Below are 23137 nucleotides of genomic sequence, written 5' to 3' on the forward strand. Positions count from 1 at the left end.
GTGGCCGGCCACCGCGGCGGTCTGCCGCGGCGGTCCGCGGACGGGGCGGCCGCCGGGTCCGGCCGACCGGCCCCGGCCTGCGGCGGAGTCAGCGGGCAGCGGGGCCCTGGTGACCGGCGGCGCAGCCGTGATGGTCAGCACCGGAACCGTGGCTCTCAGTACCGGAACTGTGATGGTCGATACCGGAACCCTGGCTGTCGGTACCGGAACCCTGACTGTCATCACCGGAACCGTGGTGGTCGGCGGCGGAGCCGTCGACCAGGGTGTCCATCAGCCCCCCGAGCACCACGCGTTGCTCGGTGGTGAGCGGGGCGAGGATCTCCTCGGCCGCGGACCGGCGTGCGCGGTGCAGTTCGCCGAGAGCCATGCGCCCCTCGTCCGTGATCTCGATCCGGATCACCCGGCGGTTGGCGGGGTCCGGTACCCGGCGGACCTTCCCGGCCGCCTCCAGCCCGTCCACGAGTGTGGTCACCGCCCGGGGGACCACTTCCAGACTCTCGGCCAGGTCCGCCATCCGGGGCGGGGAGGCGTAGTGCGCGAGCGTGCGCAGCAGGCGCGACTGGGCCGGGGTGATACCGAGCCCGCGCAGCTCCAGGTGCCGTTTCTGGATGCGGTGCACCCTGCGGGTGAGGTGCAGCAGTTGCTCGGCGAGCGGGCCGTCGGGATCGGGGGCGGTCATGCCGGGAACATTATCAGGATGCAGTTCATTGTGAGCATAGGTAACAATGACCTACGATCCACAAGTCACGTACCACACCCATGAAGGAGCCCATGAAATCCGACCACGTCCCTGCCTGGACCCCACCCGCCGACGCCGAGGAGCAACCCCGGCAGGTGCGGCGCATCCTGAAACTCTTCCGCCCCTACCGCGGCCGCCTCGCGGTCGTCGGACTGCTCGTCGGCGCCGCGTCCCTGGTCTCGGTCGCCACGCCCTTCCTGCTGAGGGAGATCCTCGACGTCGCGATCCCGCAGGGGCGCACCGGCCTGCTGACCCTGCTGGCCCTGGGCATGATCGTCGGCGCCGTCCTGACCAGCGTCTTCGGCGTGCTCCAGACGCTGATCTCCACGACGGTCGGCCAGCGCGTCATGCACGATCTGCGCACCGCCGTCTACGGCCGCCTGCAGCGCATGTCGCTCGCGTTCTTCACCCGCACCCGCACCGGCGAGGTCCAGTCGCGCATCGCCAACGACATCGGCGGCATGCAGGCCACCGTCACCTCCACGGCGACCTCCCTGGTCTCCAACGCCACCAGCGTCATCGCCACCGTCGTCGCCATGGTCGTCCTCGACTGGCGCCTGACGGTCGTCTCGCTGGTCCTGCTGCCGGTGTTCGTGTGGATCAGCCGACGGGTCGGCAACGAGCGCAAGAGGATCACCACCCAGCGGCAGAAGCAGATGGCCGCGATGGCGGCCACCGTCACCGAGTCCCTCTCGGTCAGCGGCATCCTGCTCGGCCGCACCATGGGCCGCTCCGACTCCCTCACCCGCTCCTTCTCCGACGAGTCCGAGAACCTCGTCGATCTGGAGGTGCGGTCGAACATGGCGGGCCGCTGGCGCATGGCCGTCATCACCATCGTCATGGCCGCCCTGCCCGCCGTCATCTACTGGACCGCGGGCCTGACCCTGCACACCGGCGGCCCCCAGGCGTCCATCGGCACGATCGTCGCCTTCGTCTCGCTCCAGCAGGGCCTCTTCCGCCCCGCCGTCAGCCTGCTGTCGACCGGCGTCCAGATCCAGACCTCGCTCGCGCTGTTCCAGCGCATCTTCGAGTACCTGGACCTGCCCATCGACATCACCGAGCGCAAGGACCCCGTCCACCTCGACCGCATCAAGGGCGAGGTCGCCTTCGAGGGCGTCGAGTTCCGTTACGACGGCAAGGGCGGGCCCGTGCTCGACGGCATCGACCTCACCGTCCCGGCCGGCGGCAGCCTCGCCGTCGTCGGCCCGACCGGCGCCGGCAAGTCCACCCTCGGCTACCTGGTGCCGCGGCTCTACGACGTCACGGGCGGCCGGGTCACCCTGGACGGGGTCGACGTGCGCGACCTCGACTTCGACACCCTGGCCCGCGCGGTCGGCGTCGTCTCGCAGGAGACGTACCTCTTCCACGCCTCGGTCGCGGACAATCTGCGGTTCGCCAAGCCGGACGCCACCGACGAGGAGCTGATCGCGGCGGCGCGGGCGGCGCAGATCCACGACCACATCGCGGGTCTGCCCGACGGTTACGACACGGTCGTCGGTGAGCGCGGCCACCGCTTCTCCGGCGGTGAGAAGCAGCGCCTGGCCATCGCCCGCACGATCCTGCGCGACCCGCCCGTCCTCATCCTGGACGAGGCGACCAGCGCCCTGGACACCCGTACCGAGGCCGCCGTGCAGCAGGCGGTGGACGCGCTCTCCGCCGACCGCACCACCCTCACCATCGCGCACCGCCTCTCCACGGTCCGCGACGCCGACCAGATCGTCGTCCTCGACGCCGGACAGGTGGCCGAGCGGGGCACGCACGAGGAACTGCTGGAGCGGGACGGGCGGTACGCGGCCCTGGTCCGCCGGGACGCCCGGTCCGTCCCCACACTGGAGGCCGAAAAGCTGACGATATGACAACCAATAAGGGGTGTATGCCGTAATTGCCCCTCTTTGGGAGTTACCGTGCACGCATGCAGATCAACACACCGTCACGGACTCGGAAAGACCCGACAGACCCCACAGACCCGATGGGCACAGGGAGCACGATCCGACTGACGCGCCGGGGCCGTGTCGCCCTGATCGCGATCGGAGCCGTCGTCGCCGGTACCGCCGTGGCGGTGCCGCTGCTGACCTCGGACGGCGAGGAGGACACCCGTCCCGAGTCCCTGGCGATCCCCGAGGGGCGGCGCGCCGCCCAGATCTACCAGGCGGTCGACGAAGCCCTCGCCCTCCCGGCCGGGACCACCGGGAAGGCCCTCGGCAAGGCCCGGCTGAAACTGCCCGTCGACGCGGAGGGCAACCCCGAGGGCTACCTCTTCCCGGCGACCTATCCACTGAAGGACGCCACCCCCGAGAAGCTGCTGACGGCCATGGTCGACACGGCGAACCGGCGGTTCAACGGAGCGCCGGTCGCGGCGGGCGCCGAGCGCAACGCGATGAACGTCTACCAGGCGGTGACGATCGCGAGCATCGTGCAGTCCGAAGCCGCCACCGAGCCCGACATGGGCAAGGTGGCCCGGGTGGTCTTCAACCGCCTGGAGCGCGGTATGCCGCTCCAGATGGACTCGACCCTCAACTACGCCCTGAACCGCTCCACCCTGGACACCACCGTCAAGGACACCAAGATCGACAGCCCATACAACTCGTACCGGCGCATGGGGCTGCCGCCGACCCCCATCGCCAACCCGGGCGAGGCCGCGATGCGGGCCGCGATCAGCCCGACGCCGGGCGACTGGCTGTACTTCGTCACGGTCAAGCCCGGCGACACCCGCTTCACCGCCGACCACCGGGAACACCGGCGCAACGTCGCCGAATCCGACAAGTACCGGCGCGCGGCCCCCGACGCTTCCGCCACGGCTCAGGCCAAGAGGTGACGCCGCGGCTCCTCAAGCGGCGAGCGGGTCCGCCGCGGCGAGCAGCCGCCTGATGTCCCGTACGGCCGCGCGCCCCGCGCGGTTGGCGCCGACCGTGCTGGCCGACGGGCCGTAACCGACGAGGTGGACCCGCGGGTCGGCGACCGCCCGCGTGCCCTCCAGACGGATGCCGCCGCCCGGCTCGCGCAGCCCGAGCGGCGCGAGATGGCCGATGGCGGCCCGGAACCCGGTCGCCCAGAGGATGGCGTCGGCGGCGACCTCCCGCCCGTCGTCCCACGCCACCCCGTCCGGTGTGATCCGGTCGAACATCGGCTGCCGGTCGAGGACGCCGGAGGCGAGGCCGGCCCGGATCGCGTCGTTCAGCGGCAGCCCGGTGACCGACACCACGCTCGTCGGCGGCAGCCCCCGGCGCACCCGCTCCGCCACGAGCGCGACGGCGGCGCGGCCCGCTTCCTCGTCGAAGGGCCCCTCCCGGAAGACGGGCGGACGCCTGGTCACCCAGGTGGTGGCGGCCGCGTACGGGGCGATCTCCAGCAGGTGCTGAGTGCCCGAGGCGCCCCCGCCGACCACGACGACGCGCTGCCCGGCGAACTCCTCGGGCCCGCGGTACCGCGCCGTGTGCGACTGGCGTCCCCGGAAGGTCTCCTGCCCCGGGTAGCGCGGCCGGAACGGGCGGTCCCAGGTCCCGGTCGCGTTGATCAGCGCGCGCGTCGCCCAGTTCCCCGCCGAGGTCTCCACGAGCAGCCGCCCGCCCGTGCCCTCCCGCACCGCGTGGACGTCCACGGGCCGCCGTACCCGCAGGTCGAAGGCGCGCTCGTAGGAGGCGAAGTACTCCCCGACGACCTCGGCGGACGGCCGGGCGGGGTCGGCGCCGGTCAGTTCCATGCCGGGCAGGGAGTGCATGCCGTGCACCTTGCCGTACGTCAGCGACGGCCAGCGGTACTGCCAGGCGCCGCCGGGGGCGGGGGAGTGGTCGAGCACCACGAAGTCCCGCTCCGGCGCGAACCCGGCGCGCCGCAGGTGGTACGCGCCGGCCAGGCCGGCCTGGCCGGCACCCACGACGACGACCTCGACCTCATGTGTGGCGTTCACCCTTGCGCCAACAGCGAAGCCGGGGTGGATCTTCCCGGCCGGATGCGGCGGCGTACGTCAGGATGGGAGGCATGTCTGATGCCTTCACCACCCGGATCCTGAACCTCGCCACCGGCTCCTCGGAGAGGGTGGCCGACATCACCCGCGACTGCGAGTCCTTCCTGCGCGAGGCTGCGGCCGGCCGCGACGGTCTCCTCAACGTCTTCGTCCCGCACGCCACCGCCGGGATCGCCGTCATCGAGACGGGCGCCGGCAGCGACGACGACCTGCTCTCCGCCCTGCACACCCTGCTCCCGGCCGACGACCGCTGGCAGCACCGCCACGGCAGTCCCGGCCACGGCCGCGACCACGTCCTGCCCGCCTTCGTCCCCCCGCACGCGACCCTGCCGGTGATCGGCGGCCGACTGGAACTGGGCACGTGGCAGTCGGTGTGCCTGGTCGACACGAACGTGGACAACACCGACCGCAAGGTGCGGTTGAGCTTCCTGGGCTGACCGAGATCGTTCAGGCGCATGCCTGCCCGGAGCGCGTCGCTTGTCGCGCGCGCAGCCGGCGACGTCCTCCCCTGGGCGCCGGCGCGAGAACGTGCTGACCCGCCCGAGCCTCGGCCCTCTGCCTCGGAGCGTCCGCCTGCCGGCGTGCCGGGTCGAGAAAGCGGCGAACGCCCTCTGCCACTCAGATCTGGTTCTCTCCGCCGTCGACGTAGAGGTTCGCACCGACGATGTAGCTGCTCTGTCCGGAAGCCAGGAACGACACCGCGGCGGCGACCTCCTCGGGACGCCCCAGGCGGCCCTTGGCCACGGTCGCGGCGACATTGTCCTTGACGGCGGACAGCATCTCCTCACCGCCGAGAACATCGGCGAGTCCGGGAGTTTCGACCCCGCCCGGCGACACCGCGTTGACCCTGATGCCTCGGCCCTTGAGTTCGTTGGACCAAGTGCGCGCGAAGGAACGGACAGCGGCCTTGGACGCCGCGTACGTACCGAACGCTTCCGTGCCGTTGTCGGCGGCTGTGGAGGAGATCAGGATGACCGAGGCGCCGTCATTGAGCAGCGGGAGAGCCTTCTGCACGGTGAACAGAGTGCCCCGGACGTTGACTCCGAAGGTCTGGTCGAAGTGGTCCTCGGTGGTCTGCTCCAGCGTGACGAACGCACCGACCGCCGCGTTCGCGACGAGCACGTCCAGTCCCTGCCCCCGGGAGCGGACCGCGTCGTAGAGCCGGTCCAGGTCGGCTGCCTCGGAGATGTCGCAGGCCACCGCGGTGGCCCTGGATGCTCGGATGCTCTCGACGGCGGCATCCAACACGGTCTTGCGCCGGCCTGTGATGAACACGTGCGCGCCCTCGTCTGCCAGACGCGCTGCTACGGCCAGACCAATTCCGGTGCCGCCCCCGGTGACCACGGCCGTCCTGTCCTTGAGCTGTCCCATGCGAGTGCCTCCATAGCCCTCTGTGCCGATCTGTTTGATCTTCTTCTATGGCCATCCTTCAGGAGCGCCCCGGTGCGGTGCATCATGTGCAGTCCACACTTCTTTATGCAGCGTCCAGAAGGGAGGAGTGCGTGCGCGGCTCCAGCGATCCGATCGCCGACGCCATCGGTCTTCTGCGCCCTCGTACCGTGATCGACCCCGGTCTCCACGCGGCAGGACCATGGGCGCTGCGCTTCGAGCAGTCTCCGCACGTCAAGCTTGGCGTCGTCGCGCGCGGCGCATGCTGGCTGGCCCTCGACGGGCACAGGCCCGTACGGCTGGAGGAGGGCGACTTCTACCTGCTGGGCAACCCCCCGTCCTACATCCTGGCCAGCACACTCACCGCACCGTCGCGCCCCGCGAAGCCGGTGTGGACGAGCGCCGAGGACGGTGTCGTACGCATCGGGCCGGAAGCCGAGGAAGACACGTATCTCTGCGGCGGGCACTTCTCCTTCGAGGACACGAACGCCCCCGTCCTGACCCAGGTCCTGCCGCGGCTCGTGCTTGTCCGTGCCGCAGATCCTCGCGGCAAGCTCCTGGCACACCTTGCCGAGCTACTGGTCTCCGAGACCAGGACCGCCGCCGCCGGCAGCTCTCTCGTCCTGAACCACCTCGCACAGGTCCTGTTCGTCCACATGCTGCGCGCCCACGCCGAACAGGCCGATCAGCCCACCGGCTGGCTGGGAGCGCTCAACGACGACGGCATCGGTGCCGCACTTCGCGCCATGCACACCGACGCGGCGCATCCCTGGACCCTCAAAGAGCTGGCCGGCATCAGCCACATGTCACGTTCCGCGTTCGCCTCATCCTTCAAGGACCGGGTCGGAACCACCCCGCTGGACTATCTGATCCAGTGGAGAATGAGCCTCGCCCGCGACGCCCTGAGCCGCGGTACGCACACGATCTCCGAACTCGCGTTCATGATCGGCTACAAATCCGAAAGCGCGTTCAGCACCGCATTCCGCCGTGTGGTCGGTTCCTCACCCAGGCAATTCCGCGAAACATCAATCCGCGCGGTCGACGGCCCCCCGGAGCAGGGGCACTGATCCCGTGCCGCGATACAAGGCCGTCTGGGGCAGTTGCCCGGTGCACGTCATGGTCCGGGCCCACAAGTACGACCTCTCCCTGCCGGACAACGAGCGCCCCCGGGAAAGTGGGGACGAACAGCGCCGCCGCGACCGTCGTTGTCTCACCGGCCGAGATCGGCGTAGCGCACGGTCTGGGCGGCGAGGCCGGCCAGCATGGCGGTTTCCGCTGCCGAGATCAGGAGGAGCGGCCAGTGCCGGGGTCCGAGCAGCAGGTGGACGGCGAGGGCCGCCAGCGGGGCCACGCAGAAGGTGAGCAGGTCGACGGCGAGTTGGATGCGTTTGCGGGAGCGGCGGTGTGCGTCGCGGCGGTGTGCCGATTCCCAGCCGAAGACTTCGAGCCGTTCCGGGGTGAGCCGTTCCGGGGTGAGCCGTTCCGAGGTGAGCTGTTCGAGCCGGGGGGCCAGTTCGTCGCGTACGTACCGGCCGACGGCGGAGATCTTCTCGTCGTTGACCAGGTACGTCCAGCCGAGGATGACCGACAGGGGAGGCAGCAGCAGAAGCATTTCCAGGTGACCGCCCCGGGGCAGCGTCGAGCCGATGACGGCGGCCATGACGCCGAGAGTGGCGTAGATGAGGTTGTCGCGGAAACCGATGCGGGCCCGCTGTTCCTGCTTGACCTGCTCGTACTCGGCGAGGATGAGCTGACCACTGTCCATCACGGTTGTTCCTTCTCCAGTCGGGCCAGTTGGGCTTCCAGGCCGGTCAGGCCGTTCTTTCCGGCAGCGCCCAGGAGGCGGGACAGCGTGGGGGCCGCCAGGCCCAACTGCCGGGACAGGCGCGCGACAAGTTCCCCGGCCTCCTGCCGGGTCACCCGCCGCCGTGCCCCCAGGTTCTGGTCCAGACGCCTGAGCAGCGCGTGCTTGCGCTGCGTCTCGTCCGGGCACCACAGACGGAAGAAGCGGCTGCCCGCCATCCGGTAGGTGCCGATGCGGGTCACCGGAAGCCCCTTCTCGCCGAAGACGGTGGCGGGGAGCGAGACCGACCAGGTGCCGTCGTCGCCCCGCTCCGGAGCGACCGTGTCCAGGCCCAGCTCGCGGAGCCATTTGCGGGCCGTCCGCAGCACGCGCTCGTCCGCGTCGTCGGCTGCCTCCTCGTTGTCGAGTGCGCTGATCAGCTCCGGTGTGCGGCGGCAGACTTCGCTGAGTTCCGGATCGGGTGCCGTGCCCGCTTCCGCCTGCCCGTAGACCAGCAGCCCGGCGTGGCCGCGCACCAGGTAGACCGGGAGGAAGACCTGCTCCTCGCCCAGGCTCTCCACCTGTTCCAAGGCGACCGGCAGATTGAACCGGGCCCGGTCCGCGCGGTCCCTGAGCCGGTGCAGGGCGGCGCGGTCGAAACCGGAGGTCGCGTAGGTCGGGGTGAAACGCGGGTACTGGTCGGCCCGCAAGGCCTTTCCCAGGCTCTCGCCGGACAGCAGCGTCACGACTTCCTCGTCGTAGTGGACCCGGGTCAGCGGAGAGCAGCTCAGGGCCTCGAAGTACAGCTTGCGGCGGTCCTGGCGGGTGACGACGTAACGGATGTCGTCGTCCACTGACCGATGGCCCAGGCGCGTCAGGGAGAGCCGCCCCGACGACTCCTCGACATGGCCGATGGCTGACAGGAAGCGCACGGCCTGTGCCACCAGAGCCCTGTCCAGGGCGAAGAACTCGGCGAGTTCGTCGACGGTGTGCAGACCGCCGTGGCGCAGTCCGCGCTCCAGGAACCGGTCGATGAGGTAGAAGTCCTCGCCCTCGGTGATGTCGGCACGGATCTCGACCTCCCACACCGGCAGCAGCAGTGCGTACAGCCGGGTGGGGGCGACGCCCCGGCCGAACGCGGCGTCCTCCAGGACGCGCTCCGGGGGGAAGGACATGAGGCGGGGCGCCGTGCTCACGGCCGGTCTCCTTCCGGTGCCGGGGCGGCGGCGTCGAGCGCGTCCATGACGTCCCGGTAGTCGCGCAGGTCGCCGTGGTCGCGCAGATACCGGTGGAGATCGTCGGCCAGCGCACGGAACCCGGGGTCGTCGGCGGCGAGCAAGGTGCTCAGGTCACCCGTCATCACCAACTGGCTCTTGGCCCGCGTGAAGGCGACGTTCACGCGGCGAAGCTCCGCGAGGAACCCCACCCGCCCCCGGGGATTGCTGCGGGTGAAGCCGTACAGAACGACCTCGCGCTCGCCGCCCTGGTAGGAGTCGACGCTGCCGACCGAGGCGGCCGCGAGCTGCGAGTCGCCGATCAGCGGGGTGAGATGACGGATGACCTCGGCGCGCTGCGCACGGTAGGGAACGATCACCACCCACTCGGAGCCCCGCCGGTGGTGGAAAGCGGCGAGCCGGGCGAGGAGACGCGCCTCGCAGGTGTTGAACGAGCCCTTGTGGCCGTGGCGTTCCTCGGCGCGCCGGCCGGGGGCCTCCTGGCGCTCACGCGCGGGCAGGGCGGCGGTGTCGACAAAGGCCATCGGACTGTCGAACAGCGGGTCGGTGTGCCGGTGTTCCTTCTCGGTGATCAGCTCGCCCCGGTAGAAGGCCGCGGAGATGAAGTCGGCGATCTCGGCGGGCATCCGGCGCTGCCGCGTGAGCTGGACGACATGCGAGGCGGGAAGCCCGGACCGCAGTCGCTCCAGGGCACTCTGCGCCATCATGTCGAGCAGTTCGGCGGCACCCGTCTCCCGGCCCCACTCGGCCACCTCGGAATCGAGGAAGGGCGGCAGTTGCCGGTCGTCGCCGACCAGAATGCCGCGCCGGACCCGGGTCAGCGGCACCAGGGCGTCCGCGACGCCGATCTGGCCGGCCTCGTCGACGATCCCCAGGTCGAAGTCGACCCCGGACAGTTCGGCACGGGACGCGGCACCGATGCAGGTCGCACCGATCACCTGCGCGTAGCGGATCAGCTCGGGCACCAACTGGCCCGGGTCCCGGTCGATGGCCGCGTGCCACTGCTCGCTGAGCTCGCCGCGTTGGGCGGCCAGCGGCAACCACTGTTCGAGCCGGCCGTGCGCAGACCGCAGCGTGGCCGTCGCGTCGGCCGGGTCGGACCGGCGGGTGGGCACGGCCAGCCAGGGGAACACGGCGCTCAGCGCCAGCACCGCCATGTCGGCGGCCTCGTAGGCGGACTGGATGCCCTCGCTCAGCCGCCGCTCCTCCGCCTCCCGCGCGGCCCGGGCCGAGAGCACGGCGGGGGAGGCGTCGACCGCCTCGTCCACGGCGGTGCGCGCGGCCTCGATCCGCTGCCGCAGTTCCGGGCGGGCGCGCGCGAGCTGCTGGACGCGGGCGTGGACGGTACCGATCTCCGCTTCCCGTCTGCGGACGCGTGGGCGATACAGCCAGCCCAGCAGCCGTGATCCGGAGCGGCGCTGTTCGCCTTGCAGCTTCGACTGGAGCCAGGTGGCCCGTTCGGTCAGGCGCTGCCATTCCGCTGCCTGCCGGTCCTCCTCCCGGCGGAGCGCGTCCAGTGCCTCCAGGGCCGCCGCGCCGGCCGCTCGGACGGCGCTGCGAAGAAGCGTGGCCGCCGCTCCTTCCCGCTGGGCGAGGGTGTCGACCTGTTCGAGCCGGGTGCCGAGTTCGGTCGTCCATGGCGCTGCGGCCCGCGCCTCCCGGTAGGCGTCCGCCCGTACGGTCATCGCGTGCCGGATCTCCTGGGACAGGTTCTCCCGCTGCTCCTCCAGCAGCAGCGGTTTCACATCGGCGTGCACATTGCCCTCGTCTCCGACGCGTACCACCACCAGCTCCCGGGGCAGCCGGGCCAGGGCGTTGTCCACGGCCCGGTTGGTGTGGGAGGTGATGAGGACCCGGCCGCCGCCGGCGGCGGTGGTGACCGCGCTGGTATGGGCGATCTCGGTGATGATCCGGGTCTTGCCGGTACCGGGCGGGCCGAGCACGACGAGTATGTCCTCGGTGGCCAGTGCCTTGCGGAAGGCCGTCAGTTGCTCCGGATCGAGTTCCTGGTGCGGTCGCGCGCGGGTGTCCGCGATGGCCCGTACCCGGTGCTCGACCAGGGCCGGGAGCAGTCCCGGGTTCTTGGTGTCCTGGGCGCGCAGCGCCGCCACCGCCTGCCGCTGCTGGTGGTGGACGACGGAGTTCGGGGTGAGTTCCAGGGCGCCTCGGTCCGGCAACCGCTCCCAGGAGACGGGCTGGTCGAAACGTACGGTGACGGACTGCCCCTCGCTACGGGCCACCCGGCCGCGGGCCTCGTCGACTCCCTGGACCCGGACGAAGGCACCGGGTGCGGGCAGCTCCTCGCCGAGGAGGCGGAACTCGTAACTCGACCGCGGAGTGCTCCGCCGGCCGCCGGTCGCCGTGCGCCGCTGATACGGGAAGGGAGCGGCGTCGCGCTGCTCCCGGCCGGTGATCTCCTCGGTCGCGTCGATCAACCGGTCCACCGTGTCGAGGAACTCGGCCTGGGCGTCACTCACCGCGGCGACTCCCCGCCGCCGCGCGCGTTCCTGGCCGAGGTTCTGCCAGGCGTGCTCCAGATGCTGCCACTGCGCGTCCGACCCCTCGGGCACCGCTTTCAGTTCGAACGCCATCCGCCAGCCGGGCGGGCGGACGAGAAGACACGACCGGGCCAGCCGCGCGTGGTCGGCGAGACGCAGCGGATCGATGCTCTTGACGAGGTAACCGGTGCCGCGATGGGTCATCTCCAGACGGAGCCGATAGGTACGCGTGTGGATCAGCACGGATGACTTGAACTTGCCGTTCGCCGGGGAGAGGTGCGCCGGGGCCCCGCCCGCCATGCGGTTCAGGTCGTCGACGATCTGCGGGACAGCGGCCGGCAGCCCCGCGCTGGTCCCGGCCTTCCGGCGAAGCTGTTCGTCGAGGGAGAACCCGGGGACGAGGATCAGGGGGGCGGGGAGGGCGACGGTGGCGACGGACATCGGTACTCCTCAGCGCTGAGGCGGGAAGCTCCTCAGCTCCCGGGTGGCGGCGAGCAAGTGGCGGCGGAGCCCGCGGGCGTCGGGGCGGGCGGCCGGGTCCTGCCGCAGCGCGCCGCTGAGCGCCCGCGCGAGACTGTCCGGCACGGCGCCCGGGGGCCGGAAGGGCGGCATGCCGGGGGTGGGCGGGCGACCGGTCAGCGCGTGCCGCAGCAGCGCGCCCAGTTGGTAGACGTCGGTGGCGGGCCCGGGACGGGTGACGGAACCGTGCCGCTGTTCCGGAGCCTGATAGGGGCCGGGGTGCTCGCCGCGGCGCGGTGCGGCGGTGGCCAGGCCGAAGTCCCGCAGTGACGCGCGCTGACGGTTCGCGATGACCGCGGTCGGCCGCAGCGCCCGGTGCGACAGTCCTTCGTCGTGCAGCGCGCCGAGGAACTGGGCGACCGCGGCGAGGCTCTGCACGATCGTCAGCAGCCGCAGTGGGTCCGTGCGTACCGGAGCCGCGGGCAGCAGGTCGTACAGCGTCTCCGAGGGGCGGCCCGATGTCCGGTCGGCGGGCCAGGCCAGGGCCAAGGTGGTGGTGTTCCCGCGACGGCTCACCTGTACGACGCCGGGGCCTCCGTGCCGCTCGCAGAGCCCGGCCTCCCGTTCGAGCGCCGCCAGGGGATCGGGCTCCGCCTCCGGCAGCGGCCGTCCGCGCTCGACCTGGCGCAGCCAGACGTACGAGCCGCGCGAGCCCCGGTCGGACGTCCGACGGGCCACGGCCTGGCGCCGCACCACGTCGCCGTCCCGCGTCTCCCGCAGGAGGTCCTCGGGACCTTCGTACAGCAGGTACTCCTGGTCGCCCACCGCGACGACCGGTCGCTTCTCCCAGCCCGCGGTGTCCGTATCCTCCCGGCCGGGTCCGGACACCAGGAGGACCGCGGGGTGCCCGGGCCGCTCCCGGCGCGCCGGTCCGGTGGGCCGCAGGTCGCGCAGTATCCGCAGTGCGAAGGCCGCGGCGTGCCGCGACGCCGTACGCTGAGAACCCTTCGCGTCGGCTGTCGCCTTGTCGGGGTCCGCGAAGTCGCTGATGCCCCTGATGGCGAGCATCTCGACCGCGCCGTGCATCCTGGCCGCCTGGGCCACGCCGTGACTCTCCATGTCGACCGCCACGGCGTCGTTGTAATGCCGCCGGATCCTGTGGAACGTCTCGGAGTCCCGGGAGCCGATCAGTACGTCACCGGCGGCGATCGGTTCGAAGTGCAGACCGGGCCGTACGGCGGGATCGGGCGCCGGAACGAGATGGGCCCAGGGTTCGTCGCGGCGGGCGGAGCGCACCAACTGGTCCACGCGGTGCGACGTTTCCACGAGGGCGGGACGAGCGCTGAATCCGTTCGGGCTCTCGCGGCCGCCCTGGTAGCCGTAGATCTTGCTGGCGACGACGACGTCACCGAGCTGTACGTCGTCCTTGAGCGAACCGGCGACGCCGACGAAGAAGACCGCCTCGGCGTCGAAGCGCTCGATCGCGGACTGGGCGACGAGGGCGGCGCGGGTGTTGGTGGGACCGGTCTCGGCCAGCGCCACCTGCCAGTCGAGACCGGGGACCACGCCGACCTCGAGACGCGTGCCGTGCGGCAACTCGATCTCTTCCACGTCCGTCAGGTGCCGGCGCACCGCCTCGTACTCCACCTGCAAGGCAGTGAGCACGACCACGGTGGGCCGTCGTCTCGCTCCCCCCAACGAAAACCCCCACCTTCGTTGAACCCTCGACGTGCTCCGCGCCGGCGTCCGGGCGAAGCCGTCGGACGGCTGATCGGTGCGAGCACTCTAGCCCGGATGGCCCGGGGCGGTTCGTAGTCTGATCCACCGGGGTCCACCGGGGTCCACCGGGGCCCACCGGGGTTCACCGGGGTCCGCGAGGGTCCACCGGTCCGTCGAATCCAGCGGGCTCGCCGGAGCGACGCCACGGAATCTTAGTGGTGTTGCTCACGTTCGCGAAGGTGTCGGCAGGGGCAGGGTTATCTCTTGGGGCGTGCGGGTCGGTGAGTCGACTTGTCGCCGGGAGTGGGCGGGGCTTGTGCGGGGGAATGGCGGGCGCTGCGGCCGGGCGCCGCGGGTCAGTCGTTCAGGAGCGTTAACGGCAGCGTTACAGCGATTCGTGATACTGCACAGATTGATTCCGTATCGTTGTGCGGAGGATCGTCGAGCAGCCGGCGAGGGTCTTATTTCTCGCCAGCCTTGTGACGTTCGTGCGCGACCGCGGTTCATCGCACGTGTAGGCAACACGGACAAATGGGTCACCGGCCAGGGGGAGTGGTTGATGTGGTTCTCCAATCGGACCGAGCCGGCCGGTGACCGCTTCGGCGAAGCGGGGTCCGTAGACGGTTCGTTCCCCGGGACGGGGTCGGCCGGGCGCTGCGGCGCAGGCGGCGAGGTTCGCAAACGTACTGGTCAGCGGATGTGCGCACAGGTGAGACGCGGTTCGGCGTTTCGGGCCGGGAAACCTGGGCCGCCATGCCAGGGGGCACGCCACCCCCGCCGGTCCGAAGCGGCCGGATTACATACGTGACGGGAGGGTGAAGGGGAAGCGTATGCACGTCCGGAAGAAACGGTCGACGGGGCGGAGTGACACCCCTCGAGTCCAGTTTGCCGCCCGATTACACGTCAGAGGTTCGTAGTGCCCCCGCGATATTCAGTAATATCCGAGCAAACTCTTCTCGAATCCTCCTCCGAACCAGGCCGCTCCGTCGCACAATCAGCGCTTCTCTGGATGGACGGGCAGCTCGCCAGAAGCATGGAGTTAGCCGCCGCGGCCTCGGAACCGGCCCCTGAGGAACGGGCTGACGGTGACGTTCCGTTGGAGGCGCGCATCTGGTACGCGACGCTGCTGACCCGTGTCCGCGGCCTGCGGCCGGCCGAGCGGCTGCTGGTCGGTGAGGAGCCGCTCGGCCGCGAACCGCACAGCCCGGAGGCGCACGCGGCGCTGTTGCTGTGCGAGGCGGAGATCCATCTCGCCGGGGGCAAGCTCACCGCGGCGATGGCGGCGGCCGAGGCCGGTCTCCGGCTGGCGCGCCAGGCCGGGAACCGCGGACTCCCGCCACGCGGCCACGTGGTCATGGCCCTGGGCGCCGTGCGCTCCCAGGATCTGACCAACGGCCTGCAGTACGCCAACCGGCTCCGGGACGCGGCGCTGCTCGGGCAGGAGAACCTCATCCCGGGACAGTGCGTCTGGGCCGCCGCCCAGGCCCTGGAGGCACGTGACGGCATGGAGAGCGTCGCCCATCTGCTCAAGGGAATCCTCCACGACGAGGTGCTCACGCGCGAACTGCTGCTGTCCCAGCCGGCGGCGGCGCCCTGGCTGGTCCGGGCCGGGCAGCGCCTCGGCGACGCGGAACTCGCCGAGAGCACCGTACGCACGATGCGCCGGCTCGCCGGGGGCAACCGCAGTTTCCGCAGCGTCCAGGCGGCGGCCGAGCACGCCGCCGGACTGTACGCACGCGACGCGGACGTCCTGGAGGCCGCCGCGGAGCGGCACCTGGACCCGTGGGCCCGCGCGTCGGCCCTGGAGGACGCCAGCCGGGTGCGCTCCGCGCGTGCCCCGGAACGTGACCGCGCGGTCGACCTGCTGCGCCGCGCGGCCGGCGCCTACCTGGGAGCCGGGGCCTCCAGGGACCTCGCGCGGGTCCAGAGCCGGCTCCGCGAACTCGACGACCACGGCGGCCGGCCCGCCCGCGGCCGGACCCGGGTCAGCCGGCTCACCGACACCGAGTTCGCGGTGGCCGAGCTGGTCAGCCAGGGCCTCACCAACGGCAGGGTCGGCAGCCGGCTCTACATCTCCCCCCACACGGTGGCGTTCCATCTGAAGAAGATCTTCCGCAAGCTCGACGTGACCTCCCGGGTGGAACTGGCCCGCTCCTGGAACCGCATCCTGGTGGAAGAACGCGCCGACCGGCCCGGCGAGTCCGAGCCCGACTTCCTGGTCCGCCCGGTCAAGGCCCGGCGGGCCGGGGAGCAACCGGCCGGCGCCGGATCGTCGGCGCAGGTGACGACCGCGCGCCGCCCCACCACCACCGCCCTACCAACCTGAGGGATGCCGCCGCGACGACCCCCACCGATAGCCTCCAGCAAGGGAAGCACCGTTCCTCACCGTGTTGTGCCGTCCCGCCGGCGAGTGCCGGCCGGAAGGGACCGGGTGGATCGCCAGAACAGCCACACCGATTGGCCAGGAGTCACCTCATGACCCACCTTCTGCACATCGACGCCAGCATCCGCTCCGGCGAAGAGTCCGTGACGCGGCAGCTCACGGCCGAGTTCGTCACCCAGTGGCGGCAGAACCACCGCGACGCGGGCTACACCTACCGCGACATCGGTGCCGAGCCCCTCCCGCACATCACGCACCAGGTGCGGGAATGGCTCTACGACCCGACCGGCGACCTGCACGGCGTCACCCCCGAGGAGCAGGAGCTCACCAACACGGTGATCGCCGAGGTTCGCGAGGCGACCACGATCGTGCTCGGCATGCCCATGTACAACTACACGATCCCGTCCTCCACCAAGGCCTGGATCGACCGTCTGGTCATCCCGTCGCACATGCTGCTCCCCGGTGCCGAGTCCGGCACGCTGAGCGGCACGAACGTCATCGTCGTCACCGCGCGCGGCGGCTCCTACGCCCCCGGCACCCCGCGTGAGGGCTGGGACTACCAGGAGCCGTACCTGAAGGCCGTGTTCAGCGCCATCGGCCTCGCCGACAACCTCAAGATGGTGCACGCCGAACTCACCTTCGCGGCGATCGTGCCCGCCATGGCGGCGCTGAAGCCGATCGGTGAGAAGTCCCTCGCCGACGCCCGCGAGACCTTGCGCAAGCTGGCCGTCTGACCTTCCGCACACCACCATCGCGAGCGGGCGCACCCGGGACAGCGGGGTGCGGATCTCCGCGGACAGACACGTTCTTAGACATAGACACGTTCTTACACACAGACACGTTCTTACACACTGTGGGGAAGGTGCTTCATGAGCGAGATCCTGTCCTTCGAAGAAGTCTGGGCACGTACGCACCACTTCGACCCGCCCGCGATCTTCGACAAGGTGCGGGAGGAGAGCCCGCTCGCGAGAATGGCCTACCCGGACGGTCACCTGGGCTGGATCGCCACCAGCCACCGGACCGTCCGGGAGGTTCTCAGCGACCCACGCTTCAGTCACAGCCTGGAGATCGGTCACTTCCCCACCACCAAGTACGGTGCCCCGGTACCGCAGTTCCCCGCGATGCCCGGCATGTTCATCCACATGGACCCGCCGGACCACACCCGCCTGCGCCGCATGCTGGCACGCGAGTTCACCGTCCGGCGCGTCGCCGAACTCGCCCCGCACGTCGAGTCGGTGGCCGCCGAGCAGGTCGAGGCGATGCGCGAGCACGGCGCGCCCGCCGACCTGCTCCGCACCTTCGCCCAGCCGCTCGTCCTGCGGATCCTGTCCGACATGGTCGGCCTGCCGTGGGAGGAGCGCGCGCGGTACGCCGACGCGTCCGCCATCTCGCACGACCCGGACGGCGACGCCGACGCGTCGATGGCGGCCTACATGGAGGTCGGCGCGCTCATCGCGGAGACCATCGAGCGCAAGCGCGAACAGCCCGGTGACGACATCATCAGCCGGCTCCTGGCCGCCGGCGAACTCACCGACGAAGAACTCGGCAACATGGTCGCCCTGCTGCTGTTCGCGGGCTACGAGACCACCGAGAGCGCTCTCAGCGTCGGTGTCATGGCGCTGCTGCACCACCCCGCGCAACTCGCCGCCCTGCGCGCCGACCTGACCCGCGTCGACGCGGCCGTGGAGGAGATCCTCCGCTACGTCACCGTCAACCAGTACGAGACCTTCCGTACCGCGCTGGAGGACGTCGAAGTCGGCGGCGAGCTGGTGAAGAAGGGGGAGACCGTCACGGTGTCCCTGCCGGCCGCCAACCGCGACCCGGCGAAGTACGGCTGCCCCGCCGACCTCGACCTCGACCGCGACACCGCCGGCCACCTGGCGTTCGGCCACGGCATCCATCAGTGCGTCGGCCAGAACCTGGCCCGCCTCGAACTCCGCACCGGTCTGCGCGCGCTGCTGCGGGCCTTCCCCGACCTGCAGGCGGCCACACCGGCCGAGGAGGTCCCGCTGCGCACCCGCGGTTCCGTCTTCTGCCTGCAGAGCCTCCCGGTCACCTGGTAAGGCTTCCGGTCCGCCCGGCAAGCCTCCCGGTCCGCCCGTGAGCCCGCGGGCGTCCCCGTAGTACCTCCCCTCCCCTCCCCTCTCTTTCCCCTCACTCGTCCCCTTACTTTCTTCTCCCCCCACCTCCGACCACGTCCGGCGGTACGACGGCTCCCGCGCGTCCCTGCGCGGGCCGGTCGCGTCCGCCCGTTCCGGCCGCCCCGGGCCGGCCCTCCCGGCCGTCCGCGGCGAGGGAACGGCCCCTGCCCACCCCGGCGGCGGGACCGGTCCGCTCCCGCCCTTCCGGGCGCCTGAGCGCCGCGCACCCTCGCGGCGCGGGGATGTCTGCTTCCGTCGTTCCGGACGACGGCCGGCTGTCCACTGACGTACAGCCGCCCGCGCCGCGTCCGGAGACCACCCCGACCTGCTGCTCCCGGTACCCGCTGTCGCCCTGTGGAAGGAGTCCGAGGCGTGCGTCCCGACCTGGTCACACCGCTTGCGGTCACGCTGCAAGAGCACGCTCGCCGCATCCCGGAGAAGGTCGCCTTCGCCGACGACCGGCGCGCGGTCACCTACGCGGAGCTGGAGGCGCGGACCCGGCGGCTCGCCGGACATCTCGTCCGCCTCGGCCTGCGCCGCGGCGACCGGGTGGCGCTCTGCCTCGGCAACTCCGTCGCGATGGTGGAGGGGTATCTCGCGGTGGTGCGGGCCGGCGGCGTCGGCGTACCGGTGAACCCGCGGTCCGCGCCCGCCGAGCTGGAGTACTTCCTCACCGACAGCGGCGCGACCTTCGCCCTCGCCGGGCACGGCAGTGCAGTGACGTTTCTGCAGGTGGTGTCGTCCACCGCCCCGGACACGACCGTGCTGGTGACCGGCGCCGGCGAGCTGCCACCGGGCGCCCACGCCTACGACGACCTCGCGGTCACCGACCCGGGCACGCCCGCGCCGGACGACCTCGGTCTGGACGAGGTGGCCTGGATGTTCTACACCTCCGGTACCTCCGGGCGCCCCAAGGGCGTGCTGTCCAGCCAGCGCAACTGCCTCTGGTCGGTCGCCGCCAGCTACGTACCCATCCCGGACCTGCGCCAGGACGACCGGGTGCTGTGGCCGCTGCCGCTCTTCCACAGCCTGTCCCACATCGCCTGCGTGCTGTCGGTGACCTCCGTCGGGGCCACCGCCCGCATCACGGACGGGGCTTCCGCCGACGATGTCCTCGATCTGCTCCGCGAGGAGCGGGCCACCTTCCTCGCCGGTGTTCCCACCACGTACCACCACCTCGTCGCCACCGCCCGCCGTACCGGCCTGTCCCTGCCGCACCTGCGCATCGGACTCGTCGGCGGCGCCGTCACCGGGTCCGAGCTGCGCCGCGCCTTCGAGGAGACCTTCGGCGTCCCGCTGGTCGACGCCTACGGCTCCACCGAGACCTGCGGCGCGATCACCATGAACCCGCCGGACGGCGCCCGCGTCGAGGGTTCCTGCGGACTGCCCGTACCGGGCGTCGACGTCCGCGTCGTCGACCCCGACACCGGACTCGACGTGCCCACCGGGCGGGAGGGCGAGGTCTGGGTCAGCGGGCCCAACGTCATGTCCGGCTACCACAACAGCCCCGAGGCGACCCGGGCCGCGCTGCGCGACGGCTGGTTCCGCACCGGCGACCTGGCCCGCCGGGACGAGGCCGGCTACTTCACCGTCTGCGGCCGGCTGAAGGACCTGATCATCCGCGGTGGCGAGAACATTCACCCCGACGAGGTCGAAGCGGTCCTGCGCGCCGCCCCCGGGGTCGCCGACGCCGGCGTCGCCGGGGCCGCCCACGACACCCTGGGCGAGGTGCCCGTGGCCTGGCTGGTCCCCGGACCCGACGGCCTCGACCTCGCCGCCCTGCTCGACCACTGCCGCGCCCGGCTCTCCGCGTACAAGCTCCCGGAGCGGATCCACGAGGTCGCCGCCATCCCGCGCACCGCCTCCGGAAAGATCGTTCGCAGGCTTCTCGCCGCCCAGCCGTACTGGCCCCGCCACGCGGCCGACGGCCACCACGACGGGCTGTTGAGCCCCGCGTGGCTGCCGGCGCCGGCCGGTACCGGCGACACCGCCCGCCCGGCCGCGTGCGCCGTGGTCGGGGAGGACACCGTCGGCCTCGTCGCGGCACTGCGGGCGGCCGGGGTGCGCACGGAACTCCACGCCGATCCGGGGAACGTCGACGCTTCGGCGGACGGGACGGACAGGACGGACGGGACGGACGGGACGGACGGGACGGGCGGGGCGGACGGGGTTCCGGACCTGACCGTCCTGCTGCCGCCGGCCGCCTCCGCCGACCCCCTCACCCAGGCCCGCCTGCTCATCGAGCAGGCGACCGGCGGGGACGTCCCCGAACCCCTGGTGGTCCTCACCCGGTCGGCCACACCCGCCGACGGCACCGTGCCCGACCCGGTCGGCGCCGCGCTGTGGGCCGCCGTACGGTCGCTCCAGGCGGACGGGGACCGGAAGGTGACCGTCGTCGACCTCGGCGTGGCCGACCCGGACGCGGCGACGCTGCTCACCGCACTCACCTCCGGCGAACCGCAACTCGCGATCCGAGGCGCGGAGTTACTGGTACCCCGGCTGCTGCGCACCCCGGTGGACGGCGGGCCGCGTCCCCCTGCCCCCGCCCTCCCGGGAACCGTCGTCGTCACCGGCACGGACACGCCCGCGGGCGCGGCGCTCGCCCACCACCTCGCCACCGTGCACGGGGCCGGTCACCTGCTGCTCGTCCACGCGCCCGGCACGACCGACCGCACCGACCCGGCCGCCTGGCCCGCCGGCACCCACACCCGCAGTCTCAGCGCCGACGACCCCGCCCTGCCCGGCGCCCTCGCGGACACCCCGGTGAGGCTGGCGGTACACACCGCCGACGACCCCGCCCTGGCCCGCACGCTGGACGAACAGCTTCCCCTGACACGCCAGTTGATCACCGTCACCGACGGCTCCGCGACGCTTGGCGCCCCCGGCGACCCGGACCGGGCGGTGCGCGGCGCACTCACCGAGGCGGTCACGCACGCCCGCCGGCCGCGCGGCCCGGCCGCACACCTCGTCCGGGCCGACGACGAGACGGCCCGCCCCGCCGACCTGCTCGCCGCGTTCGACCTGCTCCTCGCCGGCCGGGCTCCGGCCCTGTTCACCCCGCGGCCCGCCCTGCCCGACCCGTCCCGGCCGGTCCCCGCGATCCTCCGCGCCCTGACCGAGCCACCGGCCCGGCAGGCCCGCCCCGACGCCGCCGTCACCGCCGCCCTGCGCGCACGTCTGGCCGGCCTCGGTGAGCGAGCGCAGACGGCCCTCCTCGAACGGCTGGTCCGCGACCAGGCGGCCACCGTCCTGCCCGGCCCGGACACCGCCCTCCTCCCCGCCGACCGCGCCTTCCGGGACCTCGGCCTGACCTCGGTCGCCGTCGTCGCGCTGCGCGACCGGCTGACCGAGCACACCGGACTGCGGCTGCCCGCCGCGGTGACCTTCGACCACCCGACCCCGCGCGAACTGGCGGCCCACCTGCGCAACGCCGTCCTCGGCCTGGACGACGCCCCGGCGCGCCCCGAGCGGCCGGCCGCGCCCGCCGATCCGCAGGAGCCCGTCGCCATCGTCGCCATGGCCTGCCGGCTGCCCGGCGGCGTCAACACCCCGGACGACCTGTGGCGGTTGCTGGCGGGGAGCGCCGAGAACGCGGACGCCGTCTCGGCGTTCCCGGCCGACCGGGGCTGGGACCTCGACGGCCTCTTCGACCCGGATCCGGAGAAGCCCGGCACCTCCTACGTCGAGCGCGGCGGCTTCCTGCCGGACGCCGGCCGGTTCGACGCGGGCCTCTTCGGTATCTCGCCGCGTGAGGCGCTGGCGATGGACCCCCAGCAGCGCCTCCTCCTCGAAACGTCCTGGGAAGCGCTGGAGCGGGCGGGCATCGACCCGCACGCGCTGAAGGGCACGGACGTCGGCGTGTTCGCCGGGATCATGGGCCAGGGCTACGGCTCCGGAGGCGAACTCCCCGCGGAACTCGAAGGTTTCGTGACCACCGGGACCGCCTCCAGTGTCGCCTCGGGCCGCATCTCGTACGTCTTCGGCCTCGAAGGCCCCGCGGTGACCGTGGACACCGCCTGCTCCTCCTCCCTGGTCGCACTCCACCTGGCCGCCCAGGCGCTGCGGCGCGGGGAGTGCTCCATGGCACTGGCCGGCGGCGCGACCGTCATGGCCACCCCGGGCACCTTCGTGGAGTTCTCCCGACAGCGGGCGCTGGCCGCCGACGGGCGCTGCAAGTCGTACGCCGACGCGGCCGACGGCACCGGCTGGGCCGAGGGCGCGGGCGTGCTCGTCCTGGAGCGGCTCTCGGAAGCCCGGCGCAACGGGCACCAGGTACTGGCGATCGTGCGGGGCAGCGCGGTCAACCAGGACGGCGCCTCCAACGGCCTGACCGCCCCGAACGGCCCTTCCCAGCAGCGCGTGATCCGCAAGGCGTTGGCCGAGGCGGGACTGACGCCGACGGACGTGGACGCGGTGGAGGGCCACGGCACCGGAACGACCCNAGGACCGCGAACGGCCGCTCTGGCTGGGCTCGTTGAAGTCCAACATCGGGCACACGCAGGCCGCCGCCGGTGTCGCCGGTGTGATCAAGATGGTCCAGGCGCTGCGCCACGGCGTCCTCCCCGCCACCCTGCACGTCGACGCTCCCTCCTCCCAGGTCGACTGGTCGGCGGGCTCCGTCGAACTGCTCACCGAGGCCCGGCAGTGGCCGGAGACCGGGCGCCCGCGCCGGGCCGGTGTGTCCGCGTTCGGCGTGAGCGGCACGAACGCGCACGTGATCCTGGAGCAGGCACGGGACGAGGCGCCCGGGGAACCGGTGCCCCCGCACGACGGTGTGGTGCCGCTGGTGGTGTCGGCGGCGTCCGAGGGTGCGCTGACCGGCCAGGCCGG

At 72.1% G+C, this 23137-nt stretch carries 13 protein-coding genes and 3 pseudogenes; 9 read left to right on the top strand and 7 right to left on the bottom strand.

Features of this window, described 5'->3' with window-relative positions:
- Positions 1 to 247: 247 nt before the first annotated feature.
- Positions 248 to 679, bottom strand: a pseudogene (locus tag ABEB00_RS04930) (MarR family winged helix-turn-helix transcriptional regulator); the annotation flags it as partial.
- A gap of 92 nt (positions 680 to 771) precedes the next feature.
- On the opposite strand from ABEB00_RS04930, the gene ABEB00_RS04935 reads away from it, so the two are divergent.
- Both ABEB00_RS04935 and mltG read left to right on the top strand, forming a co-directional pair.
- A complete protein-coding gene (locus ABEB00_RS04935) occupies positions 772 to 2595 on the top strand; it encodes an ABC transporter ATP-binding protein (protein ID WP_345617653.1) in 1824 nt (607 codons plus the stop codon).
- Positions 2596 to 2651: 56 nt separating this feature from the next.
- On the top strand, positions 2652 to 3554 hold the full coding sequence (mltG, locus tag ABEB00_RS04940; RefSeq protein ID WP_425586437.1) for an endolytic transglycosylase MltG: 903 nt from the start codon (positions 2652 to 2654) through the stop codon (positions 3552 to 3554).
- A gap of 12 nt (positions 3555 to 3566) precedes the next feature.
- Here mltG and ABEB00_RS04945 read toward each other — a convergent pair whose 3' ends face one another.
- The gene (locus ABEB00_RS04945) at positions 3567 to 4646 is read right to left on the bottom strand and encodes an NAD(P)-binding domain-containing protein (RefSeq protein WP_345617655.1); all 1080 of its coding nucleotides are present in this window, start codon (positions 4644 to 4646) and stop codon (positions 3567 to 3569) included.
- A gap of 71 nt (positions 4647 to 4717) precedes the next feature.
- Here ABEB00_RS04945 and ABEB00_RS04950 point away from each other — a divergent pair, with 71 nt between their 5' ends.
- A complete protein-coding gene (locus tag ABEB00_RS04950) occupies positions 4718 to 5140 on the top strand; it encodes a secondary thiamine-phosphate synthase enzyme YjbQ (RefSeq protein WP_345617656.1) in 423 nt (140 codons plus the stop codon).
- Positions 5141 to 5321: 181 nt separating this feature from the next.
- On the opposite strand, the gene ABEB00_RS04955 is transcribed toward ABEB00_RS04950, so the two are convergent.
- Positions 5322 to 6074 carry an SDR family NAD(P)-dependent oxidoreductase gene (locus ABEB00_RS04955; protein ID WP_345617657.1) on the bottom strand — a complete coding sequence of 251 codons (753 nt, stop codon included), beginning with the start codon at positions 6072 to 6074 and terminating at the stop codon, positions 5322 to 5324.
- Positions 6075 to 6205: 131 nt separating this feature from the next.
- Between ABEB00_RS04955 and ABEB00_RS04960 the strand changes: the two genes are divergently transcribed.
- Positions 6206 to 7159, top strand: a complete 954-nt coding sequence (locus ABEB00_RS04960) for an AraC family transcriptional regulator (RefSeq protein WP_345617658.1) — start codon at positions 6206 to 6208, stop codon at positions 7157 to 7159.
- A gap of 143 nt (positions 7160 to 7302) precedes the next feature.
- Here ABEB00_RS04960 and ABEB00_RS04965 read toward each other — a convergent pair whose 3' ends face one another.
- From ABEB00_RS04965 to ABEB00_RS04980, 4 genes are read right to left on the bottom strand one after another with little or no spacing between them, the layout of a single operon-like run.
- Positions 7303 to 7857, bottom strand: coding sequence for a hypothetical protein (locus ABEB00_RS04965; protein WP_345617665.1), 555 nt, complete (start codon positions 7855 to 7857; stop codon positions 7303 to 7305).
- Positions 7857 to 9071: a hypothetical protein gene (locus ABEB00_RS04970; RefSeq protein WP_345617659.1), complete on the bottom strand. Its 1215-nt coding sequence runs from the start codon at positions 9069 to 9071 to the stop codon at positions 7857 to 7859. Before ABEB00_RS04970 ends, ABEB00_RS04965 begins: the two co-directional genes overlap by 1 nt.
- Positions 9068 to 12049: a DEAD/DEAH box helicase gene (locus ABEB00_RS04975; protein ID WP_345617660.1), complete on the bottom strand. Its 2982-nt coding sequence runs from the start codon at positions 12047 to 12049 to the stop codon at positions 9068 to 9070. The genes ABEB00_RS04970 and ABEB00_RS04975 overlap by 4 nt, the downstream gene beginning before the upstream one ends.
- 9 nt (positions 12050 to 12058) lie before the next feature.
- On the bottom strand, positions 12059 to 13732 hold the full coding sequence (locus tag ABEB00_RS04980; RefSeq protein ID WP_345617661.1) for a phosphorylase family protein: 1674 nt from the start codon (positions 13730 to 13732) through the stop codon (positions 12059 to 12061).
- A gap of 1150 nt (positions 13733 to 14882) precedes the next feature.
- Between ABEB00_RS04980 and ABEB00_RS04985 the strand changes: the two genes are divergently transcribed.
- The 5 genes and pseudogenes from ABEB00_RS04985 to ABEB00_RS36025 all read left to right on the top strand — a co-directional run.
- Positions 14883 to 16112 (top strand): helix-turn-helix transcriptional regulator, encoded by a 1230-nt coding sequence (locus tag ABEB00_RS04985; RefSeq protein WP_345617662.1) that lies wholly within the window; start codon positions 14883 to 14885, stop codon positions 16110 to 16112.
- 149 nt (positions 16113 to 16261) lie between these two features.
- Positions 16262 to 16900 carry an FMN-dependent NADH-azoreductase gene (locus ABEB00_RS04990; RefSeq protein WP_345617663.1) on the top strand — a complete coding sequence of 213 codons (639 nt, stop codon included), beginning with the start codon at positions 16262 to 16264 and terminating at the stop codon, positions 16898 to 16900.
- A gap of 135 nt (positions 16901 to 17035) precedes the next feature.
- Positions 17036 to 18229, top strand: coding sequence for a cytochrome P450 (locus tag ABEB00_RS04995; protein ID WP_345617664.1), 1194 nt, complete (start codon positions 17036 to 17038; stop codon positions 18227 to 18229).
- A 450-nt stretch (positions 18230 to 18679) separates the two neighbouring features.
- A pseudogene (locus ABEB00_RS36020) lies at positions 18680 to 20167 on the top strand (class I adenylate-forming enzyme family protein); the annotation flags it as partial.
- 1041 nt (positions 20168 to 21208) lie between these two features.
- Positions 21209 to 23137 (top strand): annotated as a pseudogene (locus tag ABEB00_RS36025) (type I polyketide synthase); the annotation flags it as partial.

Source organism: Streptomyces ziwulingensis, assembly GCF_039542605.1.
Taxonomy (GTDB): Bacteria; Actinomycetota; Actinomycetes; order Streptomycetales; family Streptomycetaceae; genus Streptomyces; species Streptomyces ziwulingensis.

Coding starts and splice junctions, on each gene's coding strand:
- ABEB00_RS04975 (WP_345617660.1), bottom strand. CDS start 12,049: ATGTCCGTCGCCACCGTCGCCCTCCCCGCCCCCCTGATCCTCGTCCCC.
- ABEB00_RS04955 (WP_345617657.1), bottom strand. CDS start 6,074: ATGGGACAGCTCAAGGACAGGACGGCCGTGGTCACCGGGGGCGGCACC.
- ABEB00_RS04995 (WP_345617664.1), top strand. CDS start 17,036: ATGAGCGAGATCCTGTCCTTCGAAGAAGTCTGGGCACGTACGCACCAC.
- ABEB00_RS04965 (WP_345617665.1), bottom strand. CDS start 7,857: ATGGACAGTGGTCAGCTCATCCTCGCCGAGTACGAGCAGGTCAAGCAG.
- ABEB00_RS04950 (WP_345617656.1), top strand. CDS start 4,718: ATGTCTGATGCCTTCACCACCCGGATCCTGAACCTCGCCACCGGCTCC.
- ABEB00_RS04990 (WP_345617663.1), top strand. CDS start 16,262: ATGACCCACCTTCTGCACATCGACGCCAGCATCCGCTCCGGCGAAGAG.
- mltG (WP_425586437.1), top strand. CDS start 2,652: ATGCAGATCAACACACCGTCACGGACTCGGAAAGACCCGACAGACCCC.
- ABEB00_RS04935 (WP_345617653.1), top strand. CDS start 772: ATGAAATCCGACCACGTCCCTGCCTGGACCCCACCCGCCGACGCCGAG.